At 67.7% G+C, this 25,591-nt stretch carries 20 protein-coding genes and 3 pseudogenes; 13 read left to right on the top strand and 10 right to left on the bottom strand.

Annotated elements, in window-relative coordinates; all coding sequences use genetic code 11:
• The first annotated feature begins 16 nt into the window (after positions 1-16).
• Positions 17-754, top strand: a complete 738-nt coding sequence (locus tag H5J26_RS08115) for an IclR family transcriptional regulator (protein WP_181765050.1) — start codon at positions 17-19, stop codon at positions 752-754.
• 517 nt (positions 755-1,271) lie between these two features.
• Here the strand turns inward: H5J26_RS08115 and H5J26_RS08110 are convergent.
• The gene (locus H5J26_RS08110; RefSeq protein WP_309237827.1) at positions 1,272-2,150 is read right to left on the bottom strand and encodes a PP2C family protein-serine/threonine phosphatase; all 879 of its coding nucleotides are present in this window, start codon (positions 2,148-2,150) and stop codon (positions 1,272-1,274) included.
• Between the two features lie 472 nt (positions 2,151-2,622).
• On the opposite strand from H5J26_RS08110, the gene H5J26_RS32400 reads away from it, so the two are divergent.
• The 6 genes and pseudogenes from H5J26_RS32400 to H5J26_RS08085 form a co-directional block, all read left to right on the top strand.
• Positions 2,623-2,958: an STAS domain-containing protein gene (locus tag H5J26_RS32400; protein WP_181765048.1), complete on the top strand. Its 336-nt coding sequence runs from the start codon at positions 2,623-2,625 to the stop codon at positions 2,956-2,958.
• Positions 2,959-3,280: 322 nt separating this feature from the next.
• The gene (locus H5J26_RS31360) at positions 3,281-3,574 is read left to right on the top strand and encodes a hypothetical protein (protein ID WP_235980535.1); all 294 of its coding nucleotides are present in this window, start codon (positions 3,281-3,283) and stop codon (positions 3,572-3,574) included.
• A gap of 49 nt (positions 3,575-3,623) precedes the next feature.
• Positions 3,624-3,902, top strand: coding sequence for a DUF4142 domain-containing protein (locus H5J26_RS31355; RefSeq protein WP_235980533.1), 279 nt, complete (start codon positions 3,624-3,626; stop codon positions 3,900-3,902).
• A 160-nt stretch (positions 3,903-4,062) separates the two neighbouring features.
• A pseudogene (locus tag H5J26_RS08095) lies at positions 4,063-4,445 on the top strand (glycine cleavage system protein H).
• A gap of 284 nt (positions 4,446-4,729) precedes the next feature.
• Positions 4,730-4,964 (top strand): annotated as a pseudogene (locus tag H5J26_RS32395) (IS256 family transposase); the annotation flags it as partial.
• Positions 4,942-5,504: pseudogene (locus tag H5J26_RS08085) on the top strand (transposase); the annotation flags it as partial. The pseudogenes H5J26_RS32395 and H5J26_RS08085, both read left to right, overlap by 23 nt.
• Positions 5,505-5,548: 44 nt before the next feature.
• Here H5J26_RS08085 and H5J26_RS08080 read toward each other — a convergent pair.
• Positions 5,549-5,881 (bottom strand): antibiotic biosynthesis monooxygenase, encoded by a 333-nt coding sequence (locus H5J26_RS08080; RefSeq protein ID WP_181765045.1) that lies wholly within the window; start codon positions 5,879-5,881, stop codon positions 5,549-5,551.
• A 759-nt stretch (positions 5,882-6,640) separates the two neighbouring features.
• Positions 6,641-7,147, bottom strand: a complete 507-nt coding sequence (locus H5J26_RS08075; protein WP_181765044.1) for a nitroreductase family deazaflavin-dependent oxidoreductase — start codon at positions 7,145-7,147, stop codon at positions 6,641-6,643.
• 166 nt (positions 7,148-7,313) lie between these two features.
• On the opposite strand from H5J26_RS08075, the gene H5J26_RS08070 reads away from it, so the two are divergent.
• Together H5J26_RS08070 and H5J26_RS08065 are read left to right on the top strand one after the other, a co-directional pair.
• Positions 7,314-8,378: a PP2C family protein-serine/threonine phosphatase gene (locus H5J26_RS08070; protein ID WP_181765043.1), complete on the top strand. Its 1,065-nt coding sequence runs from the start codon at positions 7,314-7,316 to the stop codon at positions 8,376-8,378.
• Between the two features lie 55 nt (positions 8,379-8,433).
• Positions 8,434-8,970, top strand: a complete 537-nt coding sequence (locus H5J26_RS08065) for a MarR family winged helix-turn-helix transcriptional regulator (protein ID WP_181765042.1) — start codon at positions 8,434-8,436, stop codon at positions 8,968-8,970.
• Positions 8,971-9,488: 518 nt separating this feature from the next.
• Here H5J26_RS08065 and H5J26_RS08060 read toward each other — a convergent pair.
• Entirely contained in the window at positions 9,489-9,833 is a 345-nt protein-coding gene (locus H5J26_RS08060; protein WP_181765041.1) for a hypothetical protein, read from the bottom strand.
• A 131-nt stretch (positions 9,834-9,964) separates the two neighbouring features.
• A complete protein-coding gene (locus tag H5J26_RS08055) occupies positions 9,965-11,293 on the bottom strand; it encodes a flavin monoamine oxidase family protein (protein WP_181765040.1) in 1,329 nt (442 codons plus the stop codon).
• A gap of 197 nt (positions 11,294-11,490) precedes the next feature.
• Here H5J26_RS08055 and H5J26_RS08050 point away from each other — a divergent pair, with 197 nt between their 5' ends.
• Positions 11,491-12,108, top strand: a complete 618-nt coding sequence (locus H5J26_RS08050) for a TOPRIM nucleotidyl transferase/hydrolase domain-containing protein (protein ID WP_181765039.1) — start codon at positions 11,491-11,493, stop codon at positions 12,106-12,108.
• 113 nt (positions 12,109-12,221) lie between these two features.
• Here H5J26_RS08050 and H5J26_RS08045 read toward each other — a convergent pair whose 3' ends face one another.
• Entirely contained in the window at positions 12,222-13,214 is a 993-nt protein-coding gene (locus H5J26_RS08045; protein ID WP_181765038.1) for an aminoglycoside phosphotransferase family protein, read from the bottom strand.
• Between the two features lie 98 nt (positions 13,215-13,312).
• Positions 13,313-14,488: a PucR family transcriptional regulator gene (locus H5J26_RS08040; protein WP_181765037.1), complete on the bottom strand. Its 1,176-nt coding sequence runs from the start codon at positions 14,486-14,488 to the stop codon at positions 13,313-13,315.
• A 743-nt stretch (positions 14,489-15,231) separates the two neighbouring features.
• Between H5J26_RS08040 and H5J26_RS08035 the strand changes: the two genes are divergently transcribed.
• Positions 15,232-15,552 (top strand): hypothetical protein, encoded by a 321-nt coding sequence (locus H5J26_RS08035; RefSeq protein WP_181765036.1) that lies wholly within the window; start codon positions 15,232-15,234, stop codon positions 15,550-15,552.
• Positions 15,553-15,917: 365 nt separating this feature from the next.
• Here the strand turns inward: H5J26_RS08035 and H5J26_RS08030 are convergent, their stop codons facing one another.
• Positions 15,918-16,526, bottom strand: coding sequence for an AMIN-like domain-containing (lipo)protein (locus tag H5J26_RS08030; RefSeq protein ID WP_181765035.1), 609 nt, complete (start codon positions 16,524-16,526; stop codon positions 15,918-15,920).
• A gap of 402 nt (positions 16,527-16,928) precedes the next feature.
• Between H5J26_RS08030 and H5J26_RS08025 the strand changes: the two genes are divergently transcribed.
• Positions 16,929-19,562, top strand: a complete 2,634-nt coding sequence (locus tag H5J26_RS08025; RefSeq protein WP_181765034.1) for a helix-turn-helix transcriptional regulator — start codon at positions 16,929-16,931, stop codon at positions 19,560-19,562.
• Positions 19,563-19,575: 13 nt separating this feature from the next.
• Here the strand turns inward: H5J26_RS08025 and H5J26_RS08020 are convergent, their stop codons facing one another.
• Complete coding sequence (locus H5J26_RS08020) at positions 19,576-21,483, bottom strand: LamG domain-containing protein (RefSeq protein WP_181765033.1); 1,908 nt, start codon at positions 21,481-21,483, stop codon at positions 19,576-19,578.
• Between the two features lie 1,228 nt (positions 21,484-22,711).
• Between H5J26_RS08020 and H5J26_RS08015 the strand changes: the two genes are divergently transcribed.
• Positions 22,712-23,104: a hypothetical protein gene (locus tag H5J26_RS08015; RefSeq protein WP_181765032.1), complete on the top strand. Its 393-nt coding sequence runs from the start codon at positions 22,712-22,714 to the stop codon at positions 23,102-23,104.
• A 246-nt stretch (positions 23,105-23,350) separates the two neighbouring features.
• Here H5J26_RS08015 and H5J26_RS08010 read toward each other — a convergent pair.
• The coding region (locus H5J26_RS08010) for an isoamylase (protein ID WP_181765031.1) at positions 23,351-25,591 on the bottom strand (2,241 nt) is incomplete at its 5' end.

Below are 25,591 nucleotides of genomic sequence, written 5' to 3'. Positions count from 1 at the left end.
CGAGGAGTACGGGTGCATGAGTGAGAGCCTCCGGCGCGGGCTGAGAGTCCTCGCCGCACTGTCCGACGAGCCGGCTACAGCGAGCCGCATCGCGCAGTCCCACGGCGTCAGCCTCTCCACAGCCGTGCGACTGCTCCAGCTCCTGGCCGAGGAAGGTTTCGCCAGGCGCGACGAGACGGGCAGATACCACGTGGGAAGCCAGTTGCTGCAGGTCGCCTATCGCGTTGTGGCGGCAATGGACGTCCGCGAGGTGGCTGCACCGGTCCTGCGCGGGCTCAACGCGCAGACCGGCCAGACGGTGCATCTCGGCTATTTCGAGAACCGCACGGTGATCTACGTGGACAAGTACGCGGGACGTTCGCCGGTCCAGATGTACTCGCAGATCGGTATACCCGCACCGCTGCACTGCACGGCCATGGGCAAGGCGGTCGTCGCGTACTTGCCGGAGACGGAACGGGCCGCGCTCGCGGCGAATCTCGACTACCCGGTGAGCACTGACCGCACGATCACCAACGCCGAGGACTACCTGCGCGAGCTGGACGCCGTCCGGCAGCGGGGTTACGCGCTCAACCTGGGTGAACACGAAGCTGTGGTCTCCGCCGTTGCAGCGCCGGTCAAGCAACCGGACGGGCGTGTTCAGTACGCGATCGATCTGGCCGTACCGAACGTGGTTGTCGGCGAGGACGAATTGCGCACCTTCGTCCCGCGGGTGATCGCGGCCGTGGCGGACATCGAGCGCGCCCTCGGATACTGATCCCGGCGTCACCTGCTGGACCGCGAGAGCGACGTGACCGGCTACTGGCCGCGCTGGAGGTCTGGCGGACAAGGTGCCCGGTGAGAACCCGGAAGCCACGAGGCGAGGGGCGGCTTCTGGCACGGGAGTATCAAGGGTTCTGTCCGGGCCGCCCGTCCTGGCGCCCGCAATCCGTCAGCGTGCAGAACACCTGATCACCTGGAGGGGAACGCTCCGATAGTGATAGTGCCTTGGCAGACTAGGTGTATTCATTTCTGACCCGTGGGCTATTCGTGGGCCAGAGCGGCTGACACTCCATCATCCAACACTCTGACCTGCGAAAACTCCTTGGACTCCGGATCGACAGCGTCTTGTCCGGTGACTTCGCCCAGCTCATCCGCCTTCATTGTGGGGGCCAGTGCCCTGACCATGAGGCGCGTTGAGGCAGTTGGCTGCTCGCACACCGCTGGTTTCGCGGATGAGCTGTGACCTGCACTGATGCATGGGCGGTGCAGTGAAACGCACACGGTTTCGGGGGTCAGCGCCGCCGCAGCAGCAGCAAGGCGGCGTCGTCAGCCAACGGGCCGCCGGTGTGTGCTACCACGTCACTTCGCAGGCCTTCGAGCGCAGCGTGAGCATCGAGTGCCCTCAGGAGGTGGGTGCGCTCGGCCAGCGGGTAGAACTCTCCCGCACGGTTCCGTGCTTCTGTCGTGCCGTCGGTGTAGAGCAGCATCTGGTCTCCGGGATCGAGGGCAGCTCGGTACACGGGAGGGCGGCCACCTCCGAATTCGGTGAGGCCGAGTGGGAGGGCCGGTTCGGTCGGTTCTGCGAAGGAGGCGGTGCCGTCACTGCGTACGATCAGTGGTGGCGGATGTCCGTAGTTGATGAGCGTAACGCCTCCGTTGTCGCTCACTTCGGCGAGGATGACTGTCGCGAAGGCTTCGTCGGAGAGGCGTCTTCCCGCTGCCCGTTCGAGACAGCTGCCTACATCAGCCAGCGTTGCTTCGTCGTAGGCGGCCACCCGATACGCGCCGAGGACCACGGCTGCCCTCTCGACGGCATTGAGGCCCTTGCCTTGGACATCGCCCACGACGGCTCGTACGCCGACGGGAGAGTGGACGGCTTCGTAGAAGTCTCCTCCGATCTGGGTGTCCCTGGTCGCCGAGCTGTAGGAAACCGCGATCTGAAGGCCGTTGAGAGTCCCGGGCACCTTGGGGAGCAGGACTTGCTGGGCCACTTCGGCGACCGTGCGGGCACGGACCAGCTCCCTCTGCTGACGCTGCCGCAAGCGCGTCGCCACAAGACTTGCGACGCTCGTACCCAGGACGGCGACCAAGGCCGTGACGCCGCGAGCCGTACCGAAGAGGTTGTCGTACAGGCTGAGCAGCACGGAGAGACCCAATGCGACCAGACCCACGCACGCAGCGTGCGGCAGTCCGCCTTTCAGACTTGCGAACGCCGGGCCCAACGCGAGTAGCGGGAGCAACCCCAGAGCAGGACCGGCGGCCAAGTCCGCCGCGACAGCCAGCCCTATGGCCACGTATGGCAGGAGGAACAAAGCGACACTGCCGGGCTGCGGGTTCATCGTCAGGAAGCTCTCACATGAATGAGAAGTTTGTCGGTGTTCACGTCACTCTAGGTGAGGGGCAGCGCGGGCAGCAGGTGTACCCGCGGGCCGTGAGCGGCTTGTTGTGAAGCCACGCGGCATTACGGTCGATGCCCGGTGACCCGGGGCAGGTGTGCAAGGGCGTCGGCTGGACTCTGCTCTTGCCGTAGCGGGTTGCTACGGAGCCCCGTGCCGAATTCCGGGCAAGCCCTACCCTTAGCGGTAGGAGCCAACAGCCTCCGGATACGAGCACCAGTGCCTTGTCGCAGAAGGGCCAGTCACCGTGGAGCGCTCGCACGAGATCCATTCGGACCTCGTCATCGACCTGTCAGCAGGCGGGTATGGCGACGAGAGCACGTTGTTCCTGCGTGGAGAGCTCGACGTTCACACGATGTACACGCTTCGTGACTACATCATGTACTGCCTCCGTCACAATTCCCGAAGCATCTGCCTGGACATGGCGGACGTGACACGGTGCGACGGGGACGCGCTGTACGGGATCGCCGGCCTGCAAGATGGTTTGAGGGCGGCTGGAGGGCGACTTCGTATCACCAGCGTCAGCGAACCGGTCCGGGAGGCTCGAAACGCTGTCACGATGCGTCACCGCATTTTCGGGTAGAGGTACCGGCCGGGCGACTACGACCCGTGAACTCGAGTGGGCAGCACTGGACGGGACCGCTGCGTGGCGTGCCGTCCCGAGTCCAGCGTCGGCGCAGTCTCTGGGCGTGACAGTGATCGTGCAGTGGTCCGATCGACCGACATCCGACGAGCAGCCATGAGGGCTGCAGAAGCGGTCTTTGTCGGGTCTGGATGAACCCCCAGCCCCATGATCGCCCACCTCACTAGCGTCACTTACGCATCGCGACACTGTTGGGGAGAGGAGGACGGATGCGGTCCGTCACGGTAAACGGGCGGACGATCGCACAGCTTTGGTCGTCCTCGTGCTCGTCCTCGTGCTCGTCCTCGTGCTCGTGCTCGTGCTCGTGCTCGTAGCAACGCTTGCTGCGCTGTTGGTACCCACACCTTGGTTCTCGGGGAACCGCAACATCGCGAAGGCACGATCCGGATGGCAGGACGACGGCAAGGGGACTTGGACGACGAAATACGGGCCGCTGACCCCGATGGGCCGTGACTGCATACGGAAGGTGCGGTCCGCAGGCTTGTGGGGCCTGCTGGCCGGTCAGCTCAGGAACGGGGCACGACGAAGTCGGTACGCGTCGCAGGTGACCATCTAGTTGATGGGCACACCGAGTTGTACAAGCGAGCCGTGAAGCCGGCCGCGCGATGGGGGTCACGCTTCCCGCCCAGACGACGGGCTCCCAGCAGGAGTACTTGAGCGACATGGAGAAGGCGCAGGGCAAGGAGTTCGACCAGGTCCTGGTCAATCATCTGCGAAGGCAGCACGGCGTGGTCTTCGGTCTCATCGGCCTGGTACGTGATCAGACGCGCAACGCGATCGTCCGGTCGCTGGCGACCAGGGCCAATGCCGTCGTCCTCGATCACATCACGGTTCTGGAGGACACGGGCCTTGTGAAGTTCGAAGAATTGAACGACGTGCACTGATCGGCTCACCCTCAACCCGTCTCGCAGTCTCGTGAACACGCGGCTCACGGCGCTTTTGTCGCTCGAGTAACGGGCGCGGTGCTGTCACTGTTGGACGTCCAACAGTGATCAGTCACCGGGCTGAAGTGATCTCGCCGGAAGCAGAGAGGGCAAGTGCGTCATGGCGATCGCCCCTGGGGACCGTAGGTACACGCCGGATCACCAGTGGATCCAGCTCGCGAGCAACGAGGCGACGATCGGCATCACGGATTTCGCACAAGCGGTGCTCGGTCACACCGTGCACATCGAGCTGCCGCCGAAGGGCGCGAGCTTTGAAGTGGGAGTCGGCCGGATCGATCGAGTCCAAGTCCAGGGTGATCGAGTTCTACACGCCGGTGGGGGCACGGTGACAGGCCTCAACGAGGAGCTCCAGATCGCCCGGTGAAGGTCAACGTCGACTGCTACGGCAAGGGCTGGCTGATCAAGGTTCGTGTGTCCCATCTCGGCGAACTGCTCAGCGCACCGGCATACGAGGAGTACCTCAGTGACGAGGTCAGCGATTAGACGCTCGCCACGGACTCCGGCAATCAAGACGCACAGAAGACTGCCTGGATACGAACATGTCGGCTCCACCACGCGGCGGCAAGGATTCGGCTCGAGACTGAGCAGAACGAGGCGGCAACACCCTTCCTTGCAGGTCCCGGAGAAGCAGAAGCGGTACTCCTTGGCACGTCACCAGAGAGCGAACCCCGGCGGTGCATCCCTTCAGCTTCCTCGGGTGCGCTCGACAGACTACGAAGGCACAACTATCCGGCGAATGTACCCGCGCGCGGGTCGGAGGCACGCCCGTGCTGAGCGTAGTCAACGCCGATGGCTCCACCCCGAGCGGCTCCCTGATCGACGAGATCGTCCGGGAAGGTGCGAGGCGGATGCTGGTCGCCGCGCTGAGGTCGAAGTCAACACCCACATAGCCCAGTTGGCCGACCACCGGGACGAGAGCGGACGTCGACTGGTGGTCCGTAACGGCCCCGGAAGGTGACCACCGCGGCCTGGACGCTCGAGGTCAAGGCTCCGCGCGTCAACCGTCCTCGCTGTCGGTGACGGTGCCCTCGGCTTGTGGAACGTGTTGAACGAGGTCTTCCCCGAAACCCGCCACCAATGGTGCTGGGTCACAAAACGGACGACTGTCTCGACAGCCTCCCGAAGTCGGCCCAGCCCGCGGCGAAGAAGGCCAGGACATCTACAACGCCGAAGACAAGGAGCGCGGCCGAGGCCGTCGCCGCGTTCACCAAACAGTACGGCGCGAAGTTCCCCAAGGCCGTCAAGAAAATCGTCGATGACGAGGCCGAACTGCTGGCCTTCTGCGACTTCCCCGCCGAGCACTGGATCCACCTGCGGACGACGAACCCGATCGAGTCGACCTTCGCCACTGTCCGACACCGGACCAAGGTCACCAAGGGGGCCGGCTCCCGCGCCGCCGCCCTGGCGATGGTGTTCAAGCTCGTCGAGTCCGCCCAGGCCCGCTGGCGAGCCGTGAACGCCCCCCTCGTCGCCCTCGTCCGAGCCGGAACCCGCTTCGAACAGGGTCAACTCGTCGAACGCCCTGAAGCTCACGCAGCCTGAGGGTGATCAAGGCGATCAACACCCCACCCGGACCGCCGCACCACTCACACGGGACGTGTGGCCTCCGGCGTCAACAGCGTCTCGAAGTGGGCGGACCGCTCATCGAACCGTGCCAGGACGGCCCTTGCCTCGGCCGGGACGTGCGCGACCTCAGGGTCCGGGCCGATGAACTCCCGGACGGTGTCGATCGAGTCGAACAGCATGATGGTGGAGAACTCGACCTCACCCCCGTCTAGCGGACGCCGAAGCAGGTAGGCACCGTGGTAGCCGGCGAGCTTACGCTCGGCGATGGCGGGCAGCACACGCGTGCTGACGATCGACTCGTATGTGTCGGCGTTCTCGGGTGTCGTCCATCCCCGCCAGATTCGAACGATCATGCGCACAGATTACAGGTGCCCGATGGACGGTCCAGCCCGGTGTAGGACCGCCGGCTCTGGAGTTCCTCCGCCGTGACAGGACGAAGACCCGAGCCCGTGCTCGAGTCCGCGATCACCTGGCACTACGACCCGCACGTCCCAACGCTCGCGAGAACGCTCTTCCTCTCTCGGCGCGGCACCTGGGTGCTGTCAACTCTGGCTGACCGCTGACCGAGCGCTGCCGCAGCTGCCTTCGTACGACAGGAATCCACATTGGCCGGTCGCGCGCGACGAAAGCAGGTCGACTGGATCGTCACCGACAGCGCGCGACTGAGCTACATGCGAACCGTGCTTGACGCGCTCACGTCGTACGAGGACCGATCCGCCGGACTGGCCAACGACCTGCGCCAATGGGCCACCCTCGACGGTACTTTGACGCAAGGTGTCACCTGCCCGGCACTCGTGCTCCATGGCTCCCACGATGCTGACGCAGACCCAGCTCACGCCCACCACGCTGCAGAGACCATCCCTCACGCACACCTGCACACAGTGACCGACGGCCGACATTTGCTACGCCTGTCTGTCCGTCAACGGCGCGTCAACAGACGCTGCAATCCGCGAGTTCCTCAGCCCACTTGGCGGACGGTGACGCAACTCCGGCTCGGAGAACGTCGAGTTCAGAACGCGAGCTGCGCCACTGCACCTGAGCAGTCCCGCGACGAGGGTGATCGGGGCGCCCTTCGGCAGACTCGGTTGTCCGCGCGACTCTGCTCTCTGGCGTCATGGCAGCTGAGGTTCGACGTCGACGTCCAGACGTATGAAAGGGATAACCTGACCCGCCGTCCTGAATCCCGCATCGGTGCCCTCCGCCGGAAGACCCATGAAGGCGCACAGGCGACGTGCGGTCCGGGGGTGCCGTCGGCCGTAGTGCGCCATGATTTCGGCACCGTCCTCAGGCGAGAGGAAGTGTGCCGTAACGGTGTAGTGGCGGTTGCCCACTTGAACCCTCGTTCTCGGGTCTGCCTGCAGGTTGCGGTACCACGCCGCTTTGGGGCCGAAGCCCGAGGCGACGGTCCAACTGCGGTCGGCGGGACCACGTTCCACCACTTCGAGAACCACTCGGCGGTCGAGCCCCGTGACGCGGCCTACGTGGTGCAGCAGGAGCAGTCGGTTGCCGAAGACCCATGCCGTTGGCCACTCGAAGAGGAGGATCGGCAGCCGTGCCAAGGAGCGCCGCCACCCGACGGGGAGAGGCGGCCGGTTCGGTGTGCTCTGTGCGTCGGGCATCTGCGCCTTCCGGAAGGCGGATATATCGGCTCTCAGTCTCTATTGCGTAAAGGGCCGGGGGAAGGCCGCCGCCTTCGAGAGATCTTTGCATAGTCTAAAGGCGAACGTAGTCTGCGTCGGAAGTGCTCAGGCGGCTTGCCTGCGCTGTGACATCGCTGGAGGACGCATGACCGTGGAGAGGCCAACGTCCGGTTCCGCGGTGCTGTCTTGGATGCCGGTGGCAGTGATGTCCGTGGTGGCCGCGGCGGATGTCGTCGCCGGGGCGGGCGTGGGGTTCCTACCGCTGGTCTCGCTCGGTCCGGCTTTCTCCGGGCTGGTCGGCGGATGGCGGCGTACGGCGCTGATCGGCACTGTGGCCATGCTGCTGTGCATCGGTCTCGGCTTGTACGACGGCCTCTTCGAGGAGCGTCGGGGATTCACGGCGATGGTGTCGGTTGCTGGTGTCACCGGTGTAGGCATCGCAGCCGCCGTGATGCGCTCCCGCCGAGAGGCGGAGCTGGCCAGCGTTCGGTCGATCGCGGAGGTGGCCCAGAGGGTGTTGCTGCGGCCGGTGCCGCGGACTGCCGGCTCACTGCAGGCAACGGTGTCGTACACCTCGGCGGTCGCCGAGGCGCGTATCGGCGGTGATCTGTACGAAGTAGTGGCTTCGCCGCACGGGGCCCGGGTCATCGTGGGGGATGTACAGGGCAAGGGGCTGGGTGCGGTGGAGACCGCTGCCGTTGTGCTCGGCGTGTTCCGGGAGGCTGCCCACGATGAGCCGGACTTGATGGTGGTGGGAGAACGGCTGGAGCGCAGTGTGGCCCGGGAGTTGGAGGGGGAGAAGTTCGTCACTGCTGTTCTTGCAGAGATCGGAAACGATGAGGTCGTCTTCCTCAATTGTGGTCATCCGGCGCCCATGCTTGTACATCAGGACGGGACCGTCGACTTTCCTGAACCGCCTTCGTACGCCCTTCCTCTGGGGCTGGGCGCCTACGGGGATGAAGGAAGGAAGCCCTACCGGGTGAGCTTCACGCCTGGAGAACAACTGCTGCTCTACACCGACGGCGTCACCGAGGCCCGGGATGCGAATGGCTCCTTTTATCCACTCGGCGACCGTGCGGACTTGCTCAAGGAGCCCGACTCGGACCGCGCCCTCGAGAGCCTCCGCGAAGACCTGGTGCGGCATGCCGCCGGACCGCTCCACGACGACGCGGCCATGCTCCTTCTTCGCTATCACGATCATGTGGAATGAAAATCTGTTCCCGTTGAGTGAGATAGCAGCGGCTCCGGCGCGGTAGAAAGGACACATGGCGGAGCGCAAGTTCCCTGCGGGGACCATCGACGACGTGGATGCGGTCACCCGGGCGGTCCTGACCGCGTCCCGCCTTCTGGTGGCTGTCTCCGCCCGCTCCCTCGCCGCAGTTGAGGAGCGGGTGACACTCCCTCAGTTCCGCATGTTGATCGTGCTGTCCACGCGAGGAGCCACCAAGTTGGTCGCGCTCGCCGACTTGCTCCAAGTGGCACCGTCGACGGCCATGCGCATGGTCGACAGGCTCATCGCCGCAGGCCTCGCCGACAGACAGACCAACCCTGACAACCGCCGCGAGACCCTGCTGCGACTCACCGAGGAAGGCCGTCGCACCGTCGAGGACGTCACCGCCCGGCGCCGCGCCGAGATCGCCGAGATCGTCGCCCGACTCGGCTCGACGCAGCGACTGGCGCTCATCGATGCACTCACCGCCTTCAACAAGGCGGGAGGAGAACCTCCGGCCCCTGCCTCGGACGACCCGGAACTGCATCCACTCGGCTGGGTAGTGGATGGTGCGCTGGCACGGGATGCCTGACTCGCATGGGGCCCGCCCGGCAGTCCGCCGGACGGGTCCCGCCCCTTGCAGACCGGCAGGCCGCCCACACGCTCGAAGGGCCGTCCACGAGAAGAGATGGACGGCCCTTCGATGCTGGTCAGAGGGGTGATGCACTGGAAGCGGTGCGACGGCTGCATCGAGTCGTCGTTGCGATGCCGGCGTGGGAAGGGCGGCCCGGCTCGGGTCGCGCACCTGCCTCGTCGGGCGCGACCCGGTCGACCGCGACCGCGCGCGGAGGCGAGCCAGAAGAGAGCAAGGCGCCAGCGGGGCGGGCCGGCTCCACCGACCTCGAATGCGCATGTCTCCGGAGGCCCATGCGATCTTGCTCGCTTGGACTGGCCGGAGCGTTGATCAATTCCTAAGGGCTCGACCTGATGAAGCCCTGCTACCCGTCCTCGCGGTATGCACGTGATGACCAGCGCCAAGTCCGGGCGGGAGTTCGTGCGGCGGGTAGAGACCATCCGGACCGGGGGACGCCCGAGGAGTCGGCCGCCCTTCTAGTCCTTCCAGTAGGCCGGTGGCCTTTCACGCCGGGTGAGGAACGCAATGATCGTCGTAGTTACGGCGCCGGCCAATGCGAGGCCGACCCATGAGATCTGTTGCGTTCGCCTGGTGTTGCACAGCTGAACCAGAGAATCATGGGGGTCACCGTCCGGGGCGATGAGCGGTCCGCAGTCAATGGCTTCGTAGTGGAGCGGAAATATCAGTGCGATCACTGCGACTGCGATGATGAGGAAGGTGAAGGTTGAGAAGACATTGGACACCGAGCCCGGCGGAGCGTTCGTACTGACAGGCTCGATGTCCTTTTTGCCTTCCGGCTCTTCGCTCTGCTGAGCAGGCATGGTGCGCGTGCACTCCAATCGGTGTAGGTGGCTTCCTCACAGGAAGACGGCTTCTTCGCCGTATGGCGCGGAGACCGGTGCTCTGATCGGCTTCGGCTGCATCGGGGTCGCGGGAGATCGGCGGAACGCCCTCAGTCGGCGGCCCAGGCGTCCTCGATCGGGACGGGACGGCCGAGGACGTCGGACGCGGCGCGGTGGCCGGAGCGGAGCGCCGCGTTGACCGTCGCCGGGTCGTCGGTCCACGTCGCCTCGCCCGCGAGATGGAGCACCCCGCCCACGGGGGTGGCGAGAAGGTCGTGGTCTTCGGGCGCCGATCCCACGGTCATGTACGCGTACGACCCTCGCGAGTAGGGGTCGTCCTGCCACGAGGTCACGTGCACAGAGGTGGGGTCCTCGACGTGGTCGCCGTAGAGCCGGCGCAGTTCGCGGAGGACCGAGTCGACGATCTTCTCCTGCTTCCATCCTCGCGTCTCCTGCGCGGCCGGACCGGCGGCGAACGTGAGGAGCGTCGGCACGCCATGCACCGCGGTGAGGTCATACCAGGAGTGCCACCAGGCCCCGCTCGGTCCTTGCTGACGGATGGCGTACACCTCGTCGTCCCAGAACTTCGAGCGGAAACTGAGGAAGACCTTCTCGAAGGCGTTCATCTCGAGGCGTGCCATCGCACCGGCCACCGCTTCGGGCAGCGGGGGCTCGATGACGAACTCGGCGGACTTCAGCACTCCGACCGGGACGGTGACCACGACACGGTTCGCCGTGAACACGCCGTGATCGGTGGTGACTTCGACTCCGTCGGACGACCACCGCACCGAGGTGACGACGTGTTCAAGGCGAACGTCGAGTCCCGTCGCGAGGTGCGTCGCGAGGGCGTCGTAGCCGTCGGGGAAGACGACCTCGTCGCCGTCGATCGAGTCGTCGTCGAGGCCGTGCGCGTCGAGGTCGTCAATCCAGACGCCGTACTGCTCCTCGGTTCGATGGCGCAGGTACTCCCGCACGCGCTCGGCGCGTTCCGCCTCCCAGCCCTGGGCGACCAGGGCCGTCTCGACCGCCTCACCGTACGAGCGCCCCGGCGCGATGGCGGCAACGACGCGGGCGAGCTCGGCGTCCACCGCGTCGATGTCGGCCACGAAGCGTTCCACTTCGTCGTCGGTGAGACGAACGCCCGAGGGGCCGTAGTAGGCGATGGGCCGGCTGTACGGCTGGTACCCGCCGACCGTGAACTCCGCGGTCCGCAGCCCGAATGCGGCTGCCGCTGCGGCGACCGGGCTGTCGTTGATCCCATGGATCCAGGACGCGCCGAGATCGGTGGTGACGCCGCCCTCCCGGTCGCTCCACACACGTCCGCCGATGCGATCGCGAGCTTCGAGCAGGACGACCCGCCGGCCGCTCCGGGAAAGCAGTCGTGCCGCAGTCAATCCTGCGACACCCGCGCCCACGACGATCGTGTCGACTCGGTCCATCGCGCCCACCCCCTTCTCGGCGCGCTTCGCGCGGCGCGCCCGGTCAGCGTAGCTCCGGAGCCATGTGCGCCGGTTGGAATCCTGCCGGGGGCACCTGCAAGGACCACGGACGAAGGGCCGACTCAGTCTCCGCTGAGTCCGGCCGCGCAGGCGCAAATTCCCTACCGCGGAGGCCGGGAAGAGCGGAGACTCGGCTCATGGCTGACATGGGGTCTTTCCGGGAAGCGGTCATCGCGTGGGCGGCCGGTGGCCCCGGCGACCGCGCGCGCGAGCTGGCGGCGCAGCTTTCCGTCCGGACCGCCGTCCTACTCGAAGGGCTGAGCGACGTCGCGGCAGTCGACGCGCTCGCAGCGAGCCGAGGCCGGGACCTGGCAGCCGAAGGAGTCTGCGTCCTGCCGATGGGAGGTGCCATGAGCGTCGCGCGCTTCGCCCGCCTCCTCGGGCCACCCGGCCTGGGCCTCCGCCTCACGGGACTGTGCGACGAGGCGGAACGCGGCTTCTACACCCGCGGCTTGGAGCGTGCCGGTGCAGCAGAGCAAGAGTTCTTCGTCTGCGCGGCGGATCTGGAGGACGAGCTGATCCGCGCGTTGGGCGTGACGCGGGTGGAGGAGCTCGTCCGGGCCGAGGGGGACCAGCGCGCCCTGCAGACCTTCCTGCGCCAGCCCGCACAGCGGGGCCGTACCTCACAGCAGCAGCTGCGGCGCTTCCTCGGCACGAAGAAGGGGCGCAAGATTCACTACGGCCGCGTCCTCGTCGAGGCCCTCGACCACGACCGCATACCCGGTCCTCTCGATGACCTGCTCGCCAGCCTCTGACGACCGGAGACAGAAATCTCGGCAGACGGACTCGGGCCGGCGCGCGGATCTTCTCGCGGCTCGGAGGCATCCGCTTGTCCTCAAGTGGCGTGCGACCAGGGCCTGTTCGTACGTCAGACGCTCCGGCGTGCTGCCCGTCTCCGGGTGAAGAGCCAGTCCAGAGAGGCCAGTCCGAGTCCGGTCATCATGTCCACCAGGGGCTGATCCGCGGTGGACTCCGCCGAGCAGGCCGCGGCGAGGAGGAAACCCGCCTGTGCCGAGATGAGCACGTCCACCGCTTCGGGCTCGACGCCGGTCAGCAACGGGTGGCGTGCCGCGAAGGGTTCAGGGTCGATGCCGCTGAGCGCCACGCTGCCGAGCAGCATCACCAGATCGGCGTGACGTGGCCCGGTCCAGGCATGAGGCCAGTCGACCAGGACGGCACGGTCCTTGGTGAGCAGGATGTTGAAGGGATACAGGTCGCCGTGGGACAGCGTTTCACCGGCGATCGCCTCATCGAGCTGCGACTCCAGAGTGAGGTGGAACTCGAGGTCGCGGGCGGCTCGGGGAGCCGACGCGCTCAGCTTCGCCATTCCCCCCGGCTGCTGCGACAGCCGCCCCCAACCGCCCAGCCGGGGTGCGGCTTCGGAGAGGCCGAGTTCGGGAGCGGGGGTCAGCCGGTCCGCGACGTCGGTGACCGCGTCGAGCACCCGCTCCAATTCGTCCTCACGCCACGGCTGTACGGGCAGCGTCCCCTCGATCTCCTCGAAGACCAGCGCCACCCAGTCGCCGTCGTCGAAGGACCCCAGCAGTCGCGGCGCGGGCACCCCGGAGGGCAGTCGCCCGGCCACCGCGATCTCGCGACGGTGGAACGCGCCCACTGCCGGAGCGGTCGCCGCGTCGACGGCCTTGGCGAACGCTCGTCGCCCGTCGGCCAGTTGGAGCCGGACGGCGAGGCCGTCGGAGAAGCCCCCTCCCTGGCTGACGGCCGAGGTAACGGTGCCTCCGAGGACGTTCTCGATCCCGGTCGAGACGGATTGCGGGAGGCCGCTCCACGGAATGCGCCTGGTGCCGGTCTGCGAGGGAATCGTGGAAGGCGTCGACGGGGACGCCGGGTCTTCGGGCATGGGGTGCTCTCCCGGTGAGGCGGGGACGGGTCGAAGGCACTCACGCCGCCAAGGCCCCGGACGCGCGCTCCCGGGGCTGAACTGACCGCCGAGCAGGCTCAGTTGCCGAGTGGACCCGTGGCGGAGGCCGCCGCGGCTTGAAGTCCGGTCGCAGGGTCGGCGTGGGCGGCGCCCGAGGCGGCGGGCAGACGGCTGGCGGTCAGCGCGGCACGCAGAAGCTGGATGCCGTGGGCCGTGGAGGGGTCGAGGCCGGTGAGCTCGCGGATGCGCTGGATCCGGTAGGTCAGGGACCTTCGGTGGATGTGGAGCGCCGCCGTGGTTCTCTGCCGGTCGAGTCCGCAGTCGAACAGGGCCTCCAGCGTCCGCCGCAGGTCCGTCCCCTGCTGCAAGGGTGCCAGCAGTCCGGTGAGCCGCTCCCGGAGGGCCGGCTGCCGGGCCACTGCGAGTTCGACCAGCAATTCGTCGGTGCTGTACGGACGGTTCTCGGCGTCCGGCATCGCGGTGACGAGAGTCAGCGCCTGCTGGGCCTCCCGTACCGCCGCCGGCACCGCGTCCAGCTTGTCCGCGTGGGCCTCGGCGATGTTCAGGCGCTGCCCGAGGGCTTGGACCATCGCCGTCGTCAGGTCCCGCGCCACCGCCCGCGTCACGGAGACGTTCATGTGCACCGGGAGCAGGATCAGCAGGCCGCCCACGGCAGGATCGGTACGCCACAACAGACCGGGGACCGCCGCCAGTTGGCCCTGAAGCGCGCTGCGGCGTAGGGCTGAGTCGTTCTCGTGGAAACGCCGGCGGCAGAGCAACACCAGGTAGCCGCTGGGCAGTTCGATGCCGACAGAAGCCGCCGTGTCGCGTGCGTCCTTCCCTGTCACCAGTCGGTCCAGCAGCAACTCCCGGGCCTCGGTACGGCTTTTCGCCGCACTGCACGCCGCCACGTACGCGCCTTCGACCGCTCCCATGACGCGGGGCAATTCCCGTACACCCCAGGCGATGAAGGCTATGGGCTCGTCGCCGTCACCGGTCTCTATCGTGGAGAGGCATTCACGAAGCCCGGTCGTGTGCGCAACCTCGAAACCGGTGCGGACGTCCCTGAGCGCGAATGAACTGGCGGCTCTCTTACGCGCCAGCGCCCGGTACGGCTCGAGATCGGCCTCTGTGAGCGGCTCGTTCTGAGCGGACCGCATCAGCACGGGACGCCAGGTGTCGTGCACTTCCTCAAGAAGGGCGGCATGCCGCGACGAGGGCTGTGCGGCATAGGCGGGCACGTGCAGTGTCATTGCATTGCGCATTGATTCGGCAGTGGCGTCACGTCTGGCCGTGAGCCGTGCTACAAAACCACTGCCCATCATTTCTCCTGGTGGTTCGCCGCCACTGAAGGACGGATTCCGCCCAAGGCCCGAGGTATACGGGAGCGGGATGATGCCGAGGTGCTTCAACTGAGCACGCCTGGCGGCAATTTCTGTGTTTCGAGGCCGAGAGCATACCGCTGTTCCGGCCGCTTTCCTCCGGTGTAGTCCACACCCGTCGGGTGCGGACCTCCGACCTCGTGCGATGCCTCATCCGTACGCCATACGTACGCCCGTGACCCCCGCCGGACAAGACGGACGCAGGCCCACAGCCCGGGCGCCGGGCACGGTCCCGCCACGTGCGACGTCGTCGCGGACGGACGGGCCGTCGCCGGCCCGTCCTGGCCCTGCATCCGTGGGAATTCGAGGCCGTGGCGCCGATTCCCTTCACCCGGCAAGGAGTCGGCCTGCCGCGGATGGGAATGCTGGACAGGAGTCATCGCACGGAATCCGTCCTGATACCGGTTTCAGGGCTCACGACCTGCTCATTCTGAGCGCCGGTCACCATGAACGCCATTGCCCGGATGGGCAATTCACAACGCTGCAATTGCCTCATGTGGCAAAGAAAGACCCTCCCAGGCGAGTTGTGGCCGGGAAAACTTGTGACGGCGCATTCGTTCTGCTCCTATGTCCTCCGCGGACGGTGAATTGCCGTCCCGTGTAAAGGAGTCAGAATGGGTAAGCTTCGAAGATCCATTGCAGCGGCGTCCCTCACGGCGGCGCTGGCGGGTGGCATCACCGTGGTGAGCGCGGGGCCGGCTCAGGCCGCCTGGCAGTGCTCCGTCCCGCCGGGCATGACCTACGACTGGGTCACCTACGACGCCGACTGCGGCGTCCCGAACGGCATGAGCTACAACGTCGTCTCTCCCTCGGAGGGACAGTGGGCGTGCCTGGCGCCCGTCGGCTGGAACTGGACCGACAGCAGGTCGAGCTCGCGGTGCAGCGCCCAGGGGGGCTTCCCCTCGACCGAATACCGCCTCACCAAGGCGGGCTGAAGGGGGCGGGCCACGCCTTCGCGGCCCTGACCGGAGCGTCCTTTTCGCCAACACGGGGGCGAGAAGTACTTCCGGACTGATGAGCGAGGCGAGATCTGCCGCCTGCCCGACGGCGACGTCGAAGGCCGCGGGTTTCTGAGGACGGCATTTCACGGTGGACGCACTCCCCCCACCGGCGCGCATCCGGCACAACGCGGCATACACAGCCGCGGTTCCGCGCGTACGAACCTGATCAAGGTTGTCGTGCGTCCATCAGTGCTCGGAATCCGGGCGAAGGACTGTGCAGTCCTCGCCGACGACGCTCGTGTGGGCCGGGTGAGGCGAAGTCGGGGGCGGTCCGGTCAGGGACCGCCCCCGACCCACTCTCAACTCGCCCAGGAGTGGGCGACGTCGATCACGAGCCGGTCGCCCACGGGGAGCACCCGGAACGGCAGCCGGGCCCGTACGCCGAGACCGAGCTGGGTCGTTCCCTCGTAACTCGCCCCGAAGCGGGCGTCCTTGAACGTCTTGTAGCCCGTGAGGTTCACACCCGGCAGCGGCTTGCCGCCGCGTCCGTTGTAGGTCGGCTCGTAGGTCTCCGAGTCGTAACTCGGTGCGGTGACGACGATTTCGAGAATCGCGCCCCCGTTGATCTTGATCAGATTCCCTGAGCCGTCCTGGTACAGCTTGCTCACGTAACGCACTTGGTAGCCGGTCGGAGAGGCGGGCAGGTCACCGCGGATGTCGAGGACCATGCGGTCGTAGCAATCGTGCCGCCCCGTCCTCACGTTCGTCAGCGGCCGGTTGCCGGTCTCAGCGGCGGCCTTGGGCAGGCTCCCCCATGTGACGCCGCAGCTCGCAGCGGCACTCGCAGTCGCCGTGGTGGCCCCCTTGGAGCCTTCAGTGCCGCTCGCGGCTGCCGTGCCGGCCGACGCGGTGGTCAGCAGCCCGACGCTCGTGAGGACGGCGATGGCAAGCAGGCTGGTCTTTCTCATGGGAGGCCCCCTTGTGGCGCATTTCCTCTGGTAGCAGTTCAGACGCACAGGACTCGGGCATAGTTGCACGGAACGTCTCAGATTTCGCGGAGTCCGACACGGGGTGGAATACGCCGGTCCGCGGTCTCGCCACCGGCCGAAGGCTGCCGGCCCCCCGGCGGGCTCAAGTCCGCGCATGATCCGACAACTCTGGCCACACGGGGTTCCCCCGGCCTGCGGGATCCGTACCCTGCTCGTGAGGTCCGCGGAAGGAAACAGCCATTGACCGGGCGAGGTTGATCCTGGGCCTCCGACACGCATGGCTCACGGGACGGTGCGGCAGTCGGCGGCGGCACGACCGGCCGCCCGGGGAGCGGGCTCCTGCGGCTGCGGCTCGCTGCCCGACTTCGCGCAAAGGGGGAGATGGTGGGCGACCCGATACCTTGGCCGTTCGTCGGATACGAGCTGGAAGTCGCTCAGTTCGACGCGGCGTTGGTCAGTGAACGGTGGCAGGCGTTCATCGTCCACGGCCCCCAGGGTGCCGGAAAGTCACAACTCGCCCAGGTCTGCCGCCGCCGTGCGAGCCACCGCGGTCACGGGACCGGCAAAGCGATCCCCGTCTCCGGCGACCACTCCCCCCTGGCCTCACTCGCGCATCTGCTTCCGCAGGGCACGAACGTCAACGACGCGGTGGACCTGTTCAACAGGACGCATGAGGCCCTGACGGAGAAGTGCTCCCACGGCTCGACGGGCACGAGGTTCGTCCTCGTCGTGGACGGCCTGGAAGCACTCGACGAGCCCTCCGCCTCGCTCATAGGCCAACTCCTGGAATCCGGGGCGCTCTTCCTCGTCGGAACGGTCGGTTCCCTGCGGGAGCTCAAGCCCGTCGCGTACTCGCTGCAGGCGAGCGGGACGGCCCGGCGGATCGACCTGCACGGCCTGGGCGAGGAGCAGGTGGGCGAGGTGATGCGCCGCGCACTCGGCGGGGCCGTCGAACCCCGCACCGTCTCCATCCTGCACAGGGTCAGCGAAGGCAACCCCCGGTATCTCCGCGAGTTCGTCCAGCACTCCCTGGAACGGGAGAGCCTCATCGACGACGGGGAGTCGTGGACGCTCATCTCCGATGTGGGCTCCACTCCGCTCCTTTCGGAGCTGCTGGAGCGGCGGCTGACCGACATCGCTCCGGAGTCCCGACGGACGCTGAACCGGATCGCCCTGTGCCAGCCGGTGGAGGCCGCGAGCCTGCCCGACGGCGCGATGGACGAGTTGGAGGTGCTCGGTTTCACACGCACGACGCGGGACGGCCGACGGGAGTCTGTGTCCCTGAGGCATCCGGCGCACGAGAAGGTGCTCCGCTCGGCCATCCCGTCCTCGGAGCGCCGGCGCATCCTCAGTGAGGAGGCCGCGCTGGTCGAGGCACGGGGCGCCAAGAGGTTCACGGACAAGATACGGATCGCGACCTGGCAGCTCGCCGCCACGGGTTCGGCGGATCCGGACACTCTCCTGAGAGCCGCGACGCTGGCACGCCGTACGCAGAACTTCCGGCAGGTGAGGGAGCTTTCGACGGCCGCCTGCCGGGACAGCGAGGAACTCCTGCCCCGCCTGCTGCTGGCGGAGTCGCTCTACGAGCTCGGCGACCTCGACGGCGCCTGGGAGGTCTTCGACGAGGCGGCGCAGCGGACGGCGGGTGAGCTGGACCGGCTCCTCGTCGCGATCGGCAAGTCCAGGCTGCTGGCCTGGGGGTTCATCGACGCGGACAGGGCACTGGAGGTCAGTGCCGAAGCGATGGCCGGGATCACCGACCCGAAGTACCGGGACGTTCTGACGGCCGTTCGCGGCGCGGTGCTCATGGCATTCGGCCGGCCGCAGGAGACGCTGCACGCCATCCGCAGCCTCCAGTTCGAGGAGAGCTGCCACGCGGGCCTGTTGGGGAAGGGCCCACGTGCATCCGCCCTCGTGGCCACCGGGCGTGCGAAGAGCGGTCTGAAGCTGGCGCAGGAGGCGTACGAGGAACGCCTCGGCCTGGAGAACTCGCTGGGCATTCCGCATCCCGTGCAGTACCTGAACACCGTCATGTTCGCCCTGGAGGAGGAGGGCAGGCTCGACGAGGCGTACAGGACGGGGGAGAAGGGCTGGGAGGAAGCGCTGGCCGACGACGCCCCGGGAGCGGAGGCATGGATCGCTGCGGCACTCGCACGATGCTCCCTCCTGCGCGGCAAGCCGGCGCAGGCGCGGCGCTGGGCTTCGCAGTCGGTCTCCGTGGCGGCACGCAACTCGCTCGTCGGCACGCTGCACACGGCTCTGGCCCGCAAGGCCGAGGCCGCGGCGCTGCTCAAGGACGTCCCCGCCGCGACGAAGGCGCTCAGCGATTGCGCGGGCCTGCCGGACTGGGGAGCCTTCCGCTCCGAACTCCCCCTGGGCCAGGCCTGGTTGCACGCGGTGCAGGGCAACGCGCAGGAGGCGCGCAACCTCTTGTGGGAGGCGGTGGAGAGCGCACGGGAGGCGGGGCACCTGGCCAGCGAGGCCCGGCTGCTGACCGACATCGCCCGGCTCGGAGACGCAAAGGCCGCGGACGCGAGACTGCTTCAGATATCGCGGTCCGCCGACGGCGAGCTGCTCGCCGCCCGAACCAGATACGTCTCCGCTCTCGCGGAGGGCGACCCGGAGAGGCTCATGGACAGCGCCCACGCGCTGGAGGCCACCGGCTCGTCCCTGGTCGCCGCCGAAGCCGCCGCATCCGCCTGCCTGTTGTGGAGCCAACGCGGCGAGGAGCGGTCGGCCACCGCAGCCGAGAACTTCTCCTTCTCCCTGCAACGCCTGTGCGAGCAGGCCGGCACTCCGGGGCTCTCGATGCTGGGGGTGGCCAAGCACCTCACCGCCAGGGAGGCGGAGATCGCGGGCCTCGTGTGCTCAGGTCTCACGAACGCCGAGGTGGCCGAGGCGGTCACCATCTCGAAGCGCACGGTCGACAACCACCTGCAGAACATCTACCGGAAGCTCGGCGTGCGGAACCGCCGGGCCCTGAGATCGGAGTACTTCAAGGAGGACTTCGGCTGACGGCGGAGCCGGCTCAGCGGCCGCGGGCCAGCTTCACGGCCTCAGCACCGGAGACGGCCTTCGGGAAGACCCGTACGTCGTCGACCGTCCCCTCGAAGCCCCTGACGAACTCGTCGCCCTCCAGCGCACGTCCGGCTGCGAAGTCCCCCTCCGCATCGAAGCCGCCCTCACGGTCGGTGGTGTCCTCGAGCACGCCGTCGACGTACAGACGGATCTCGTCCTCGGAGCCGTCGTAGACGCCCGTCAGATGCGTCCACACGCCGACCTCGGGGTCGGTCTCCGAAGACGCCTCGTCCGCGTCGGAGTCCTCGTCGTCCTCCTCGGCCATGCGCATCTCCCAGCGGTCCTCCTCCGGGTCGTACTGGAGCTGGAAGCCGCTGATCTCCGTGCCGTCCTGGCTGACGACCGTCTGGAACTCCTCGTCGTCCTGGAGCTTCACGCGGGCGGACACGGAGAAGCTGCCGGTCGTGTCGACGACGGGGCCGTCCGCCGCGACGGACTGCACACCGAAGAACTGGACCGCTCCCGACTTCAGCAGGCGCGGAAGCGGGTCACCGATGAGAGTGCCGTCCTGGTTCTCCCCCGAGGTGTCGGCCGCCACGCCGCGCTTGACCCCGTCGAATACCCACTCCAGAGCCGCACCACGGACGGGGGGCGCCGAGGAGGACTGGCCTCCGCCCCCCGTGGGCGGCGGCTTGGGGCTCTTCGTCGCCGTGACCGTCGAGGTGGCGGTGGCCGTGGCGGTGGTCTTCGACGGCGACGGCTTGGACGGCGCAGGTGCTTCCGGCACCTCCTTGGGAGGCGCCGAGTCGCTGCTCTGCTGGGTGCCCGGTCCGACACCTCCGGCGTAGGCGAAGGCCACAGCGACGGAACACAGGCCGAGGACGGCCACCGACTGGGCGACGCGTCTGCCGCTCAGCCTGCGTTCCCTCGGGATGCGTTCCTCGCGTTCGTCGTCGTGCCGGTTGCGGTTGCGCCCGAGGCTCAGAGCCGCGACGGCGGCTCCCGCCCCGGCGGCGCGGCGCCTGCCGCGCTCCCGTGCGACGACGGGGAGCTGCTCGGTGACCGGGTGACTGACTTCGACGACACCGTCCGGGACCTGCAAGGTGGAGGAGAAGGCGGTGGGGAATCTGGAGGCGGCGTACTCCTGGCCTCCCCACGGCAGCAGCGATTCCGCCAGGAGCCCCCCGCAGTCAGCGCGCATGCGACCCAGGTCGGTGACGGCCCGCGAGCAGTACGCACACCGCTCCAGGTGCGGGATCACATCGGCTGCGGGGTTCATGCACCGCTGCTCCGCGTAGGCCAGCACCATGCGGTGGAAGCGCCGGCATTCGTCGTCGAGGGTCTCGTCCTGGTGGATCTGGACGTAGGCGTCGTAAAGCTCCCTGCGCGCACGCCTGTTGAGCAGGGACACGTCTTCCGTACCCGAGCCGAGCAGGCCGCGGATCCACACGCCGTCGTCGTGTTCGACCGTGTAGTGCCACAGCACCGTCTGGCTGGAGCCCGGCAGGGCGCCGAAGGCCTGTGCCGTCACGGAGTCACGGTGGAAGAACGCCGGGTTGAGCCCGGGGGCGCCGCTGGGGAACTGCGGCAGGTACGGCTCGAGCCACACGGCCAGGTCGAAGTCGAGGGCGCTCCGGTGACCCGTGCCCGCGAAGTCGGCCGCGGAGCGCAGCACGACGGTGAGGGCGTGCGGGCGTACGGCGCCTATGGCGCTTCCCTCCTGGGAGCGGAGCGCGCGCTGCCATGCCTGGTTGGCGAGCTGGCTTCCGGCGGAGAGATTGACGGCGCATGCCGACGCGAAGGCCTTCACGGCATGGAAGTGGCGCTGTTCCAGCTCCCTGAGCGCGGGGGGAGCGGTCTCCCCGCCCTCTCGGACGAGCTGAAGCAGGTCGGCGTCAGGCAGTCGCGCAGAATCCATCCGTTCGTTCAATCTCTCGTCAGTTCAAGGCGTCCCATCACGAGACGAATGCTGTACGTCCGGACTCGGCACCACGACGTATGGGTGCCGCGACCATCCACTTCAGCGGAAGCGGACGGGAATGGCATGAGCATCACGTACCTAGCTGGCTTGTGAGCGCTGCTAGGTAACTGCCGTCAGGCAGGAGTCTGCGCTGGTCAGCCGCGGTGGGCCTGCCGAGGCGGCCTCTGGAGGCTCAATCACCTGTCTCTGGCGACTTGTTCCTCAAGTGAGTACGCACGCGAAGCATGAGCCGGGGCCCGGCACGGGGACCGAACGGACCGTCGACCGTGATGCCCGCTTCGTCCTCACCCGCCGACGGCGACGGCCGGGAGGACGTCGACAGGGAGCGGCCGCGTTCTGCGCCGGTCGCGGCCAAGTGCCTGGTGGCTTGGACGCGTTGGGCGGTGCGGCGCGGGAGGCCCCCATGGTGTCCGCCTCGTCGCCGACTCGTACGGGGAGTCCGGTCGCCCGCGCAGAGCTGGACCGCGCATGGCGCGCGCGCGTCCCGAGCGACCGATTACAACGTTTACCCGGACGGCGGCCACGCCGGGGGGAGGGATTACAACGTTTACCTTGGCGGCGTGGGGGTGTGCCGACTGCTCGGCTACGGAGCCGGACGCCGTGATCGTGATCGTGATCGTGATCGTGATCGTGATCGTGATCGACCTGATCATGCTGACGGCTGCCGTTCCTGGCCACCCTCGCGCCGCCGTACGGCCTGCCCCGCGCGGAGCTCGATCATGGAGCCGGACACCTGCCGCACCTCCGGCCCGCCCGTCCGTCGTTCCGGTGCAGGCCGCTGACCGGGCTCCCGACGGGCTTCGGAGCGGCGGTCCGCAGAAGATCAAGGCATCGAGCAGAAGGTACGGTCTTCCTTCTCCTGCTCTCCCCCGTTAAATTCTCAGGGGGGCGCCAAGACTTCTCGGCACACTCCTCATGGCGATCATTCCAGGCGTACCGCGACCACGAGTAACGCCGTCGGCCCGACCCGACGCAGAGGTAATGCGGGCCACGGAATGCGGGACACCTCTGCCAGTTTTTCCGGGTGCCCACGTCGTGGTCATTCCTCAACCGAAAGAGACGCGGTCAAGCGTCGGACGGGAAGCTCGTGAGCGACACCGCACCAATGCCCAGGCAGCCGCATTACCACCGACCGCCGGGTGGCCCGCCACCAGCAGCCGGCCACATGCGCAGCGGACCGCCGCAGGGGCCCGACTACGGCTGGCAAGGTCCCCCGCCCGGGCCGCCCGAGTACTCTCAGCCCGCTCCTCCCCCGCGCCGTGAGCGCCGCCCCCGCGACGGCGCCGGCTCGGACCGGGCCGCCCTGATCATCCACACGATCGCGGACATAGCCGCCGTGTTCCTGGGCCTGTGGATCATGCTGTACCTGCTGGAGGCCAACCAGGGCAATCCCTTCGTGGAGTTCGTGAAGGCCGTGGCCGACTGGCTGGCCTGGTGGGCGCAGGACATCTTCACGATGGACAGCGAAGGCGTACGGGTATTCCTCAACTACGGCTTGCCCGCTGCGATCTACCTGCTCATCGGTCACGGAATTTCCGCGCGGGTGCGACGCCTCTGACCACATTCACCCGGAACGCCGGTGAATCCCGCGCCGGGTGAAGAGGGAGTGACCACGAAATGCGGGGCCTGAAACAGAATGGCCCGCACGTCGTGTGGATTCGGTGAGGAAAACGCAGCTCCCCTTCCCCGGCCGGGGAAGGGGAGCCCGCAGTGCGTTGCGCGGCGTCTCGTAGCACCCTTGACGGGCCGCCCGTCCGGTCGTCGCGCCGCCGTCGACCGCTTGGCGTCGGCTACTTGGCGTCGGCTACTTGGCGATCAGGACGAGCACCGAGCGCCCGTCCAGCCGGTACTTGGCACCTCCACCCCCGACAAGGGCTTCCGAGCCGGGTTCGGCCACCTGGTCCGCCCCCTCGGACTTGCCGCCCGTGTCGGTGACCCGGTGCCACTGCTTGCCCTCCCCCGCGTCGGGAAGGGCGAACTCCGCCGCATCCGGCGCCCCGTTGTACGCGACGTAGAGGCCGCCGGCCGGATCGTCGAACTCGGTGCCGTCGATCCGCCACGCCAGTGCGTGCTTGGACGCGTCGTTCCAGTAGGCGTCGTCCGGTGCGTCTCCGGCCGGCGTGAACCAGTCGAGCTGGCCCATGCCGTTGCCGTTGGTGTCCTTCGCCGAGTAGAAGTCGGCGGGCCTGAGCGCCGGGTGAGCCTTGCGGAAATCGAGCATGCGCTTCGTGTAGGTACGAAACGTGCTCTGGTCCGCGTCAGGTTCGTGGTCGAGCCAGTTGGCGGCGTTGTCCAGGTTGTAGGGGTTGTTGTTGCAGCGCGTGCTGCGCAGGTTCTCGTCTCCGCCCGTCATCATCGGCGTTCCGGCGGAGAGCATGAGGAAGGCGAACCCGTTGCGCGCCGCCTGACGTTGCGGAGTCGCCTCGCCGCCCTGGTCCCACGAGACGTTGTCGTCCGAACCGCCGTCGGAGGGACCGTAGGGCCAGGCCTGGTCGTTCTTCTTGGCGTTGCAGGAGTAGAGGTCCTTCTGAGTGAACCCGTCGTGCGCGACCATGAAGTTGACGGAGTTGAAGGGGTGGCGGCCGTCGTCCTCGTAGAGGTCGGAAGAGCCGGCGAAGCGCGTCGCCAGCTGCCCGGGCGTCACCTCTTGCGATCCCGCCTTGTTCTGGTCGCCGCGCAGGGTGTCGCGGTACTTGCCGTTCCACTCTGACCAGCCCGGCGGGAAGTTGCCGACCTGATAGGTGCCTTCTCCAAGCGCCCAGGGTTCGGCGATCCAGTCCGTACCGTCGCCTCCGGAGGCACCGCGTGCCGGCATCTCGTCGGTGATGCGCCGCAGCGCGGTCTTCGGGTCGGTGGCGCTGTAGCGGAAGCACCCGTGCTCGCAGGTGTTGCCCAGCACCGACGCGAGGTCGTGCCGGAACCCGTCGATGCCGAGCGTGTCCTTCCAGTAGGCGAGCGAGTCGACGATGAGGTTCTGGGCGACGGGGTTGTAGGTGTTGAAGTTGCCGCCCACTCCGGTGTTGTCCACCGGCGCCTGCCGGTCGTCGGTCAGGGAGTAGTACGTCGGATTGTCCAGCCCGCGGTACGAGTGCAGGCTGTAGGTGTCCTTGTCCGAGGCCTTCCAGGGGCCGCCCTCGCCCGTGTGGTTGTAGACCACGTCGGCGAGCACCTTGATCCCGGCGTCGTGGTAGGCCTTGACCATCGCCCGGAACTCGCGGGTCGGGCCGCCCGGTGAGTCGTCGGCCGCGTAACGGCGGTCGGGGGCGAAGAAGTTGTCGGTGACGTAGCCCCAGTAGTTGTCGTCCGCGCTGCTGTCCGGGTCGGCGTCGTTGGCGTCGTTCTGAGCTTCCTGCATGGGCAGGAACTCCACTGCGGTCACGCCGAGTTCGGCCAGATCCTTCGCCTTGGCACCGGCTCCCTTGTACGTGCCGCATTCGTCTGCGGGGATGCTGCCGTCGCTCTTGGTCAGGCCTCGCAGGTGCACTTCGTAGACGACGTCGTCCTTGAGGGCACGGTCCGGCTTCGTACCGGTGCCGCCGTCGCCGGGGTCGGTCTCGGGGAGCACGATGCCCTTCGGCGCCTGCGGCCCGCTGTCCTTCGCCCGGTTGGCCGGGCCGGAGCCGTAGACGCCCTTGTCCGTCATGCCGGGTCGCAGCGGATCGTGGCTGACTTCGCGGGCGTACGGATCGAGCAGCAGCTTGTTGGGGTTGAACCGGTTGCCCTCGGAATCCACGTCGGAGACGAACCCGGCCTCGGAGCCCTTCTTCCAGGCCTCGTCGTAGGGCCAGTTGGGGCCCCAGGCGCGGTAGCCGTAGTAGACGGTGCCGTCGATGCCGTACTTCTCGCGCAGCTCTGAAGCACTGACGGTGGCCGTCCAGTCCCCGGACTCCCCCTCCTCCTTCAGGAGCAGGCTGCCCTTCTCCCCCGTCCCGGTGGCCTGGTCGTAGAGCTCGACGAGCATTCGCGTCGCGCCCTTGGAGTGGACGCGGAAGGTGATGCCGGACGCGGCGCTGTCGTGGTGCGCCCCGAGAGCGGGCTGGTCGCC

This window comes from Streptomyces albidus (ex Kaewkla and Franco 2022) (genome assembly GCF_013870515.1).
Taxonomy (GTDB): domain Bacteria; phylum Actinomycetota; class Actinomycetes; order Streptomycetales; family Streptomycetaceae; genus Streptomyces; species Streptomyces albidus.
Note: the sequence above shows the minus strand (reverse complement) of the source record. Positions and strands in the feature narration are given on the sequence as shown.

Bases quoted from the DNA above. Each gene is read 5' to 3' on its own strand.
- H5J26_RS08045 (WP_181765038.1), bottom strand. From the start codon at position 13,214: ATGCCCGAAGACCCGGCGTCCCCGTCGACGCCTTCCACGATTCCCTCG.
- H5J26_RS08050 (WP_181765039.1), top strand. From the start codon at position 11,491: ATGGCTGACATGGGGTCTTTCCGGGAAGCGGTCATCGCGTGGGCGGCC.
- H5J26_RS31355 (WP_235980533.1), top strand. From the start codon at position 3,624: ATGGGGGTCACGCTTCCCGCCCAGACGACGGGCTCCCAGCAGGAGTAC.
- H5J26_RS08015 (WP_181765032.1), top strand. From the start codon at position 22,712: ATGCGCAGCGGACCGCCGCAGGGGCCCGACTACGGCTGGCAAGGTCCC.
- H5J26_RS08020 (WP_181765033.1), bottom strand. From the start codon at position 21,483: ATGGATTCTGCGCGACTGCCTGACGCCGACCTGCTTCAGCTCGTCCGA.
- H5J26_RS08080 (WP_181765045.1), bottom strand. From the start codon at position 5,881: ATGATCGTTCGAATCTGGCGGGGATGGACGACACCCGAGAACGCCGAC.
- H5J26_RS08060 (WP_181765041.1), bottom strand. From the start codon at position 9,833: ATGCCTGCTCAGCAGAGCGAAGAGCCGGAAGGCAAAAAGGACATCGAG.
- H5J26_RS08025 (WP_181765034.1), top strand. From the start codon at position 16,929: ATGGTGGGCGACCCGATACCTTGGCCGTTCGTCGGATACGAGCTGGAA.
- H5J26_RS08075 (WP_181765044.1), bottom strand. From the start codon at position 7,147: ATGCCCGACGCACAGAGCACACCGAACCGGCCGCCTCTCCCCGTCGGG.
- H5J26_RS08070 (WP_181765043.1), top strand. From the start codon at position 7,314: ATGACCGTGGAGAGGCCAACGTCCGGTTCCGCGGTGCTGTCTTGGATG.
- H5J26_RS08115 (WP_181765050.1), top strand. From the start codon at position 17: ATGAGTGAGAGCCTCCGGCGCGGGCTGAGAGTCCTCGCCGCACTGTCC.
- H5J26_RS08055 (WP_181765040.1), bottom strand. From the start codon at position 11,293: ATGGACCGAGTCGACACGATCGTCGTGGGCGCGGGTGTCGCAGGATTG.
- H5J26_RS08065 (WP_181765042.1), top strand. From the start codon at position 8,434: ATGGCGGAGCGCAAGTTCCCTGCGGGGACCATCGACGACGTGGATGCG.
- H5J26_RS08040 (WP_181765037.1), bottom strand. From the start codon at position 14,488: ATGACACTGCACGTGCCCGCCTATGCCGCACAGCCCTCGTCGCGGCAT.
- H5J26_RS08035 (WP_181765036.1), top strand. From the start codon at position 15,232: ATGGGTAAGCTTCGAAGATCCATTGCAGCGGCGTCCCTCACGGCGGCG.
- H5J26_RS08030 (WP_181765035.1), bottom strand. From the start codon at position 16,526: ATGAGAAAGACCAGCCTGCTTGCCATCGCCGTCCTCACGAGCGTCGGG.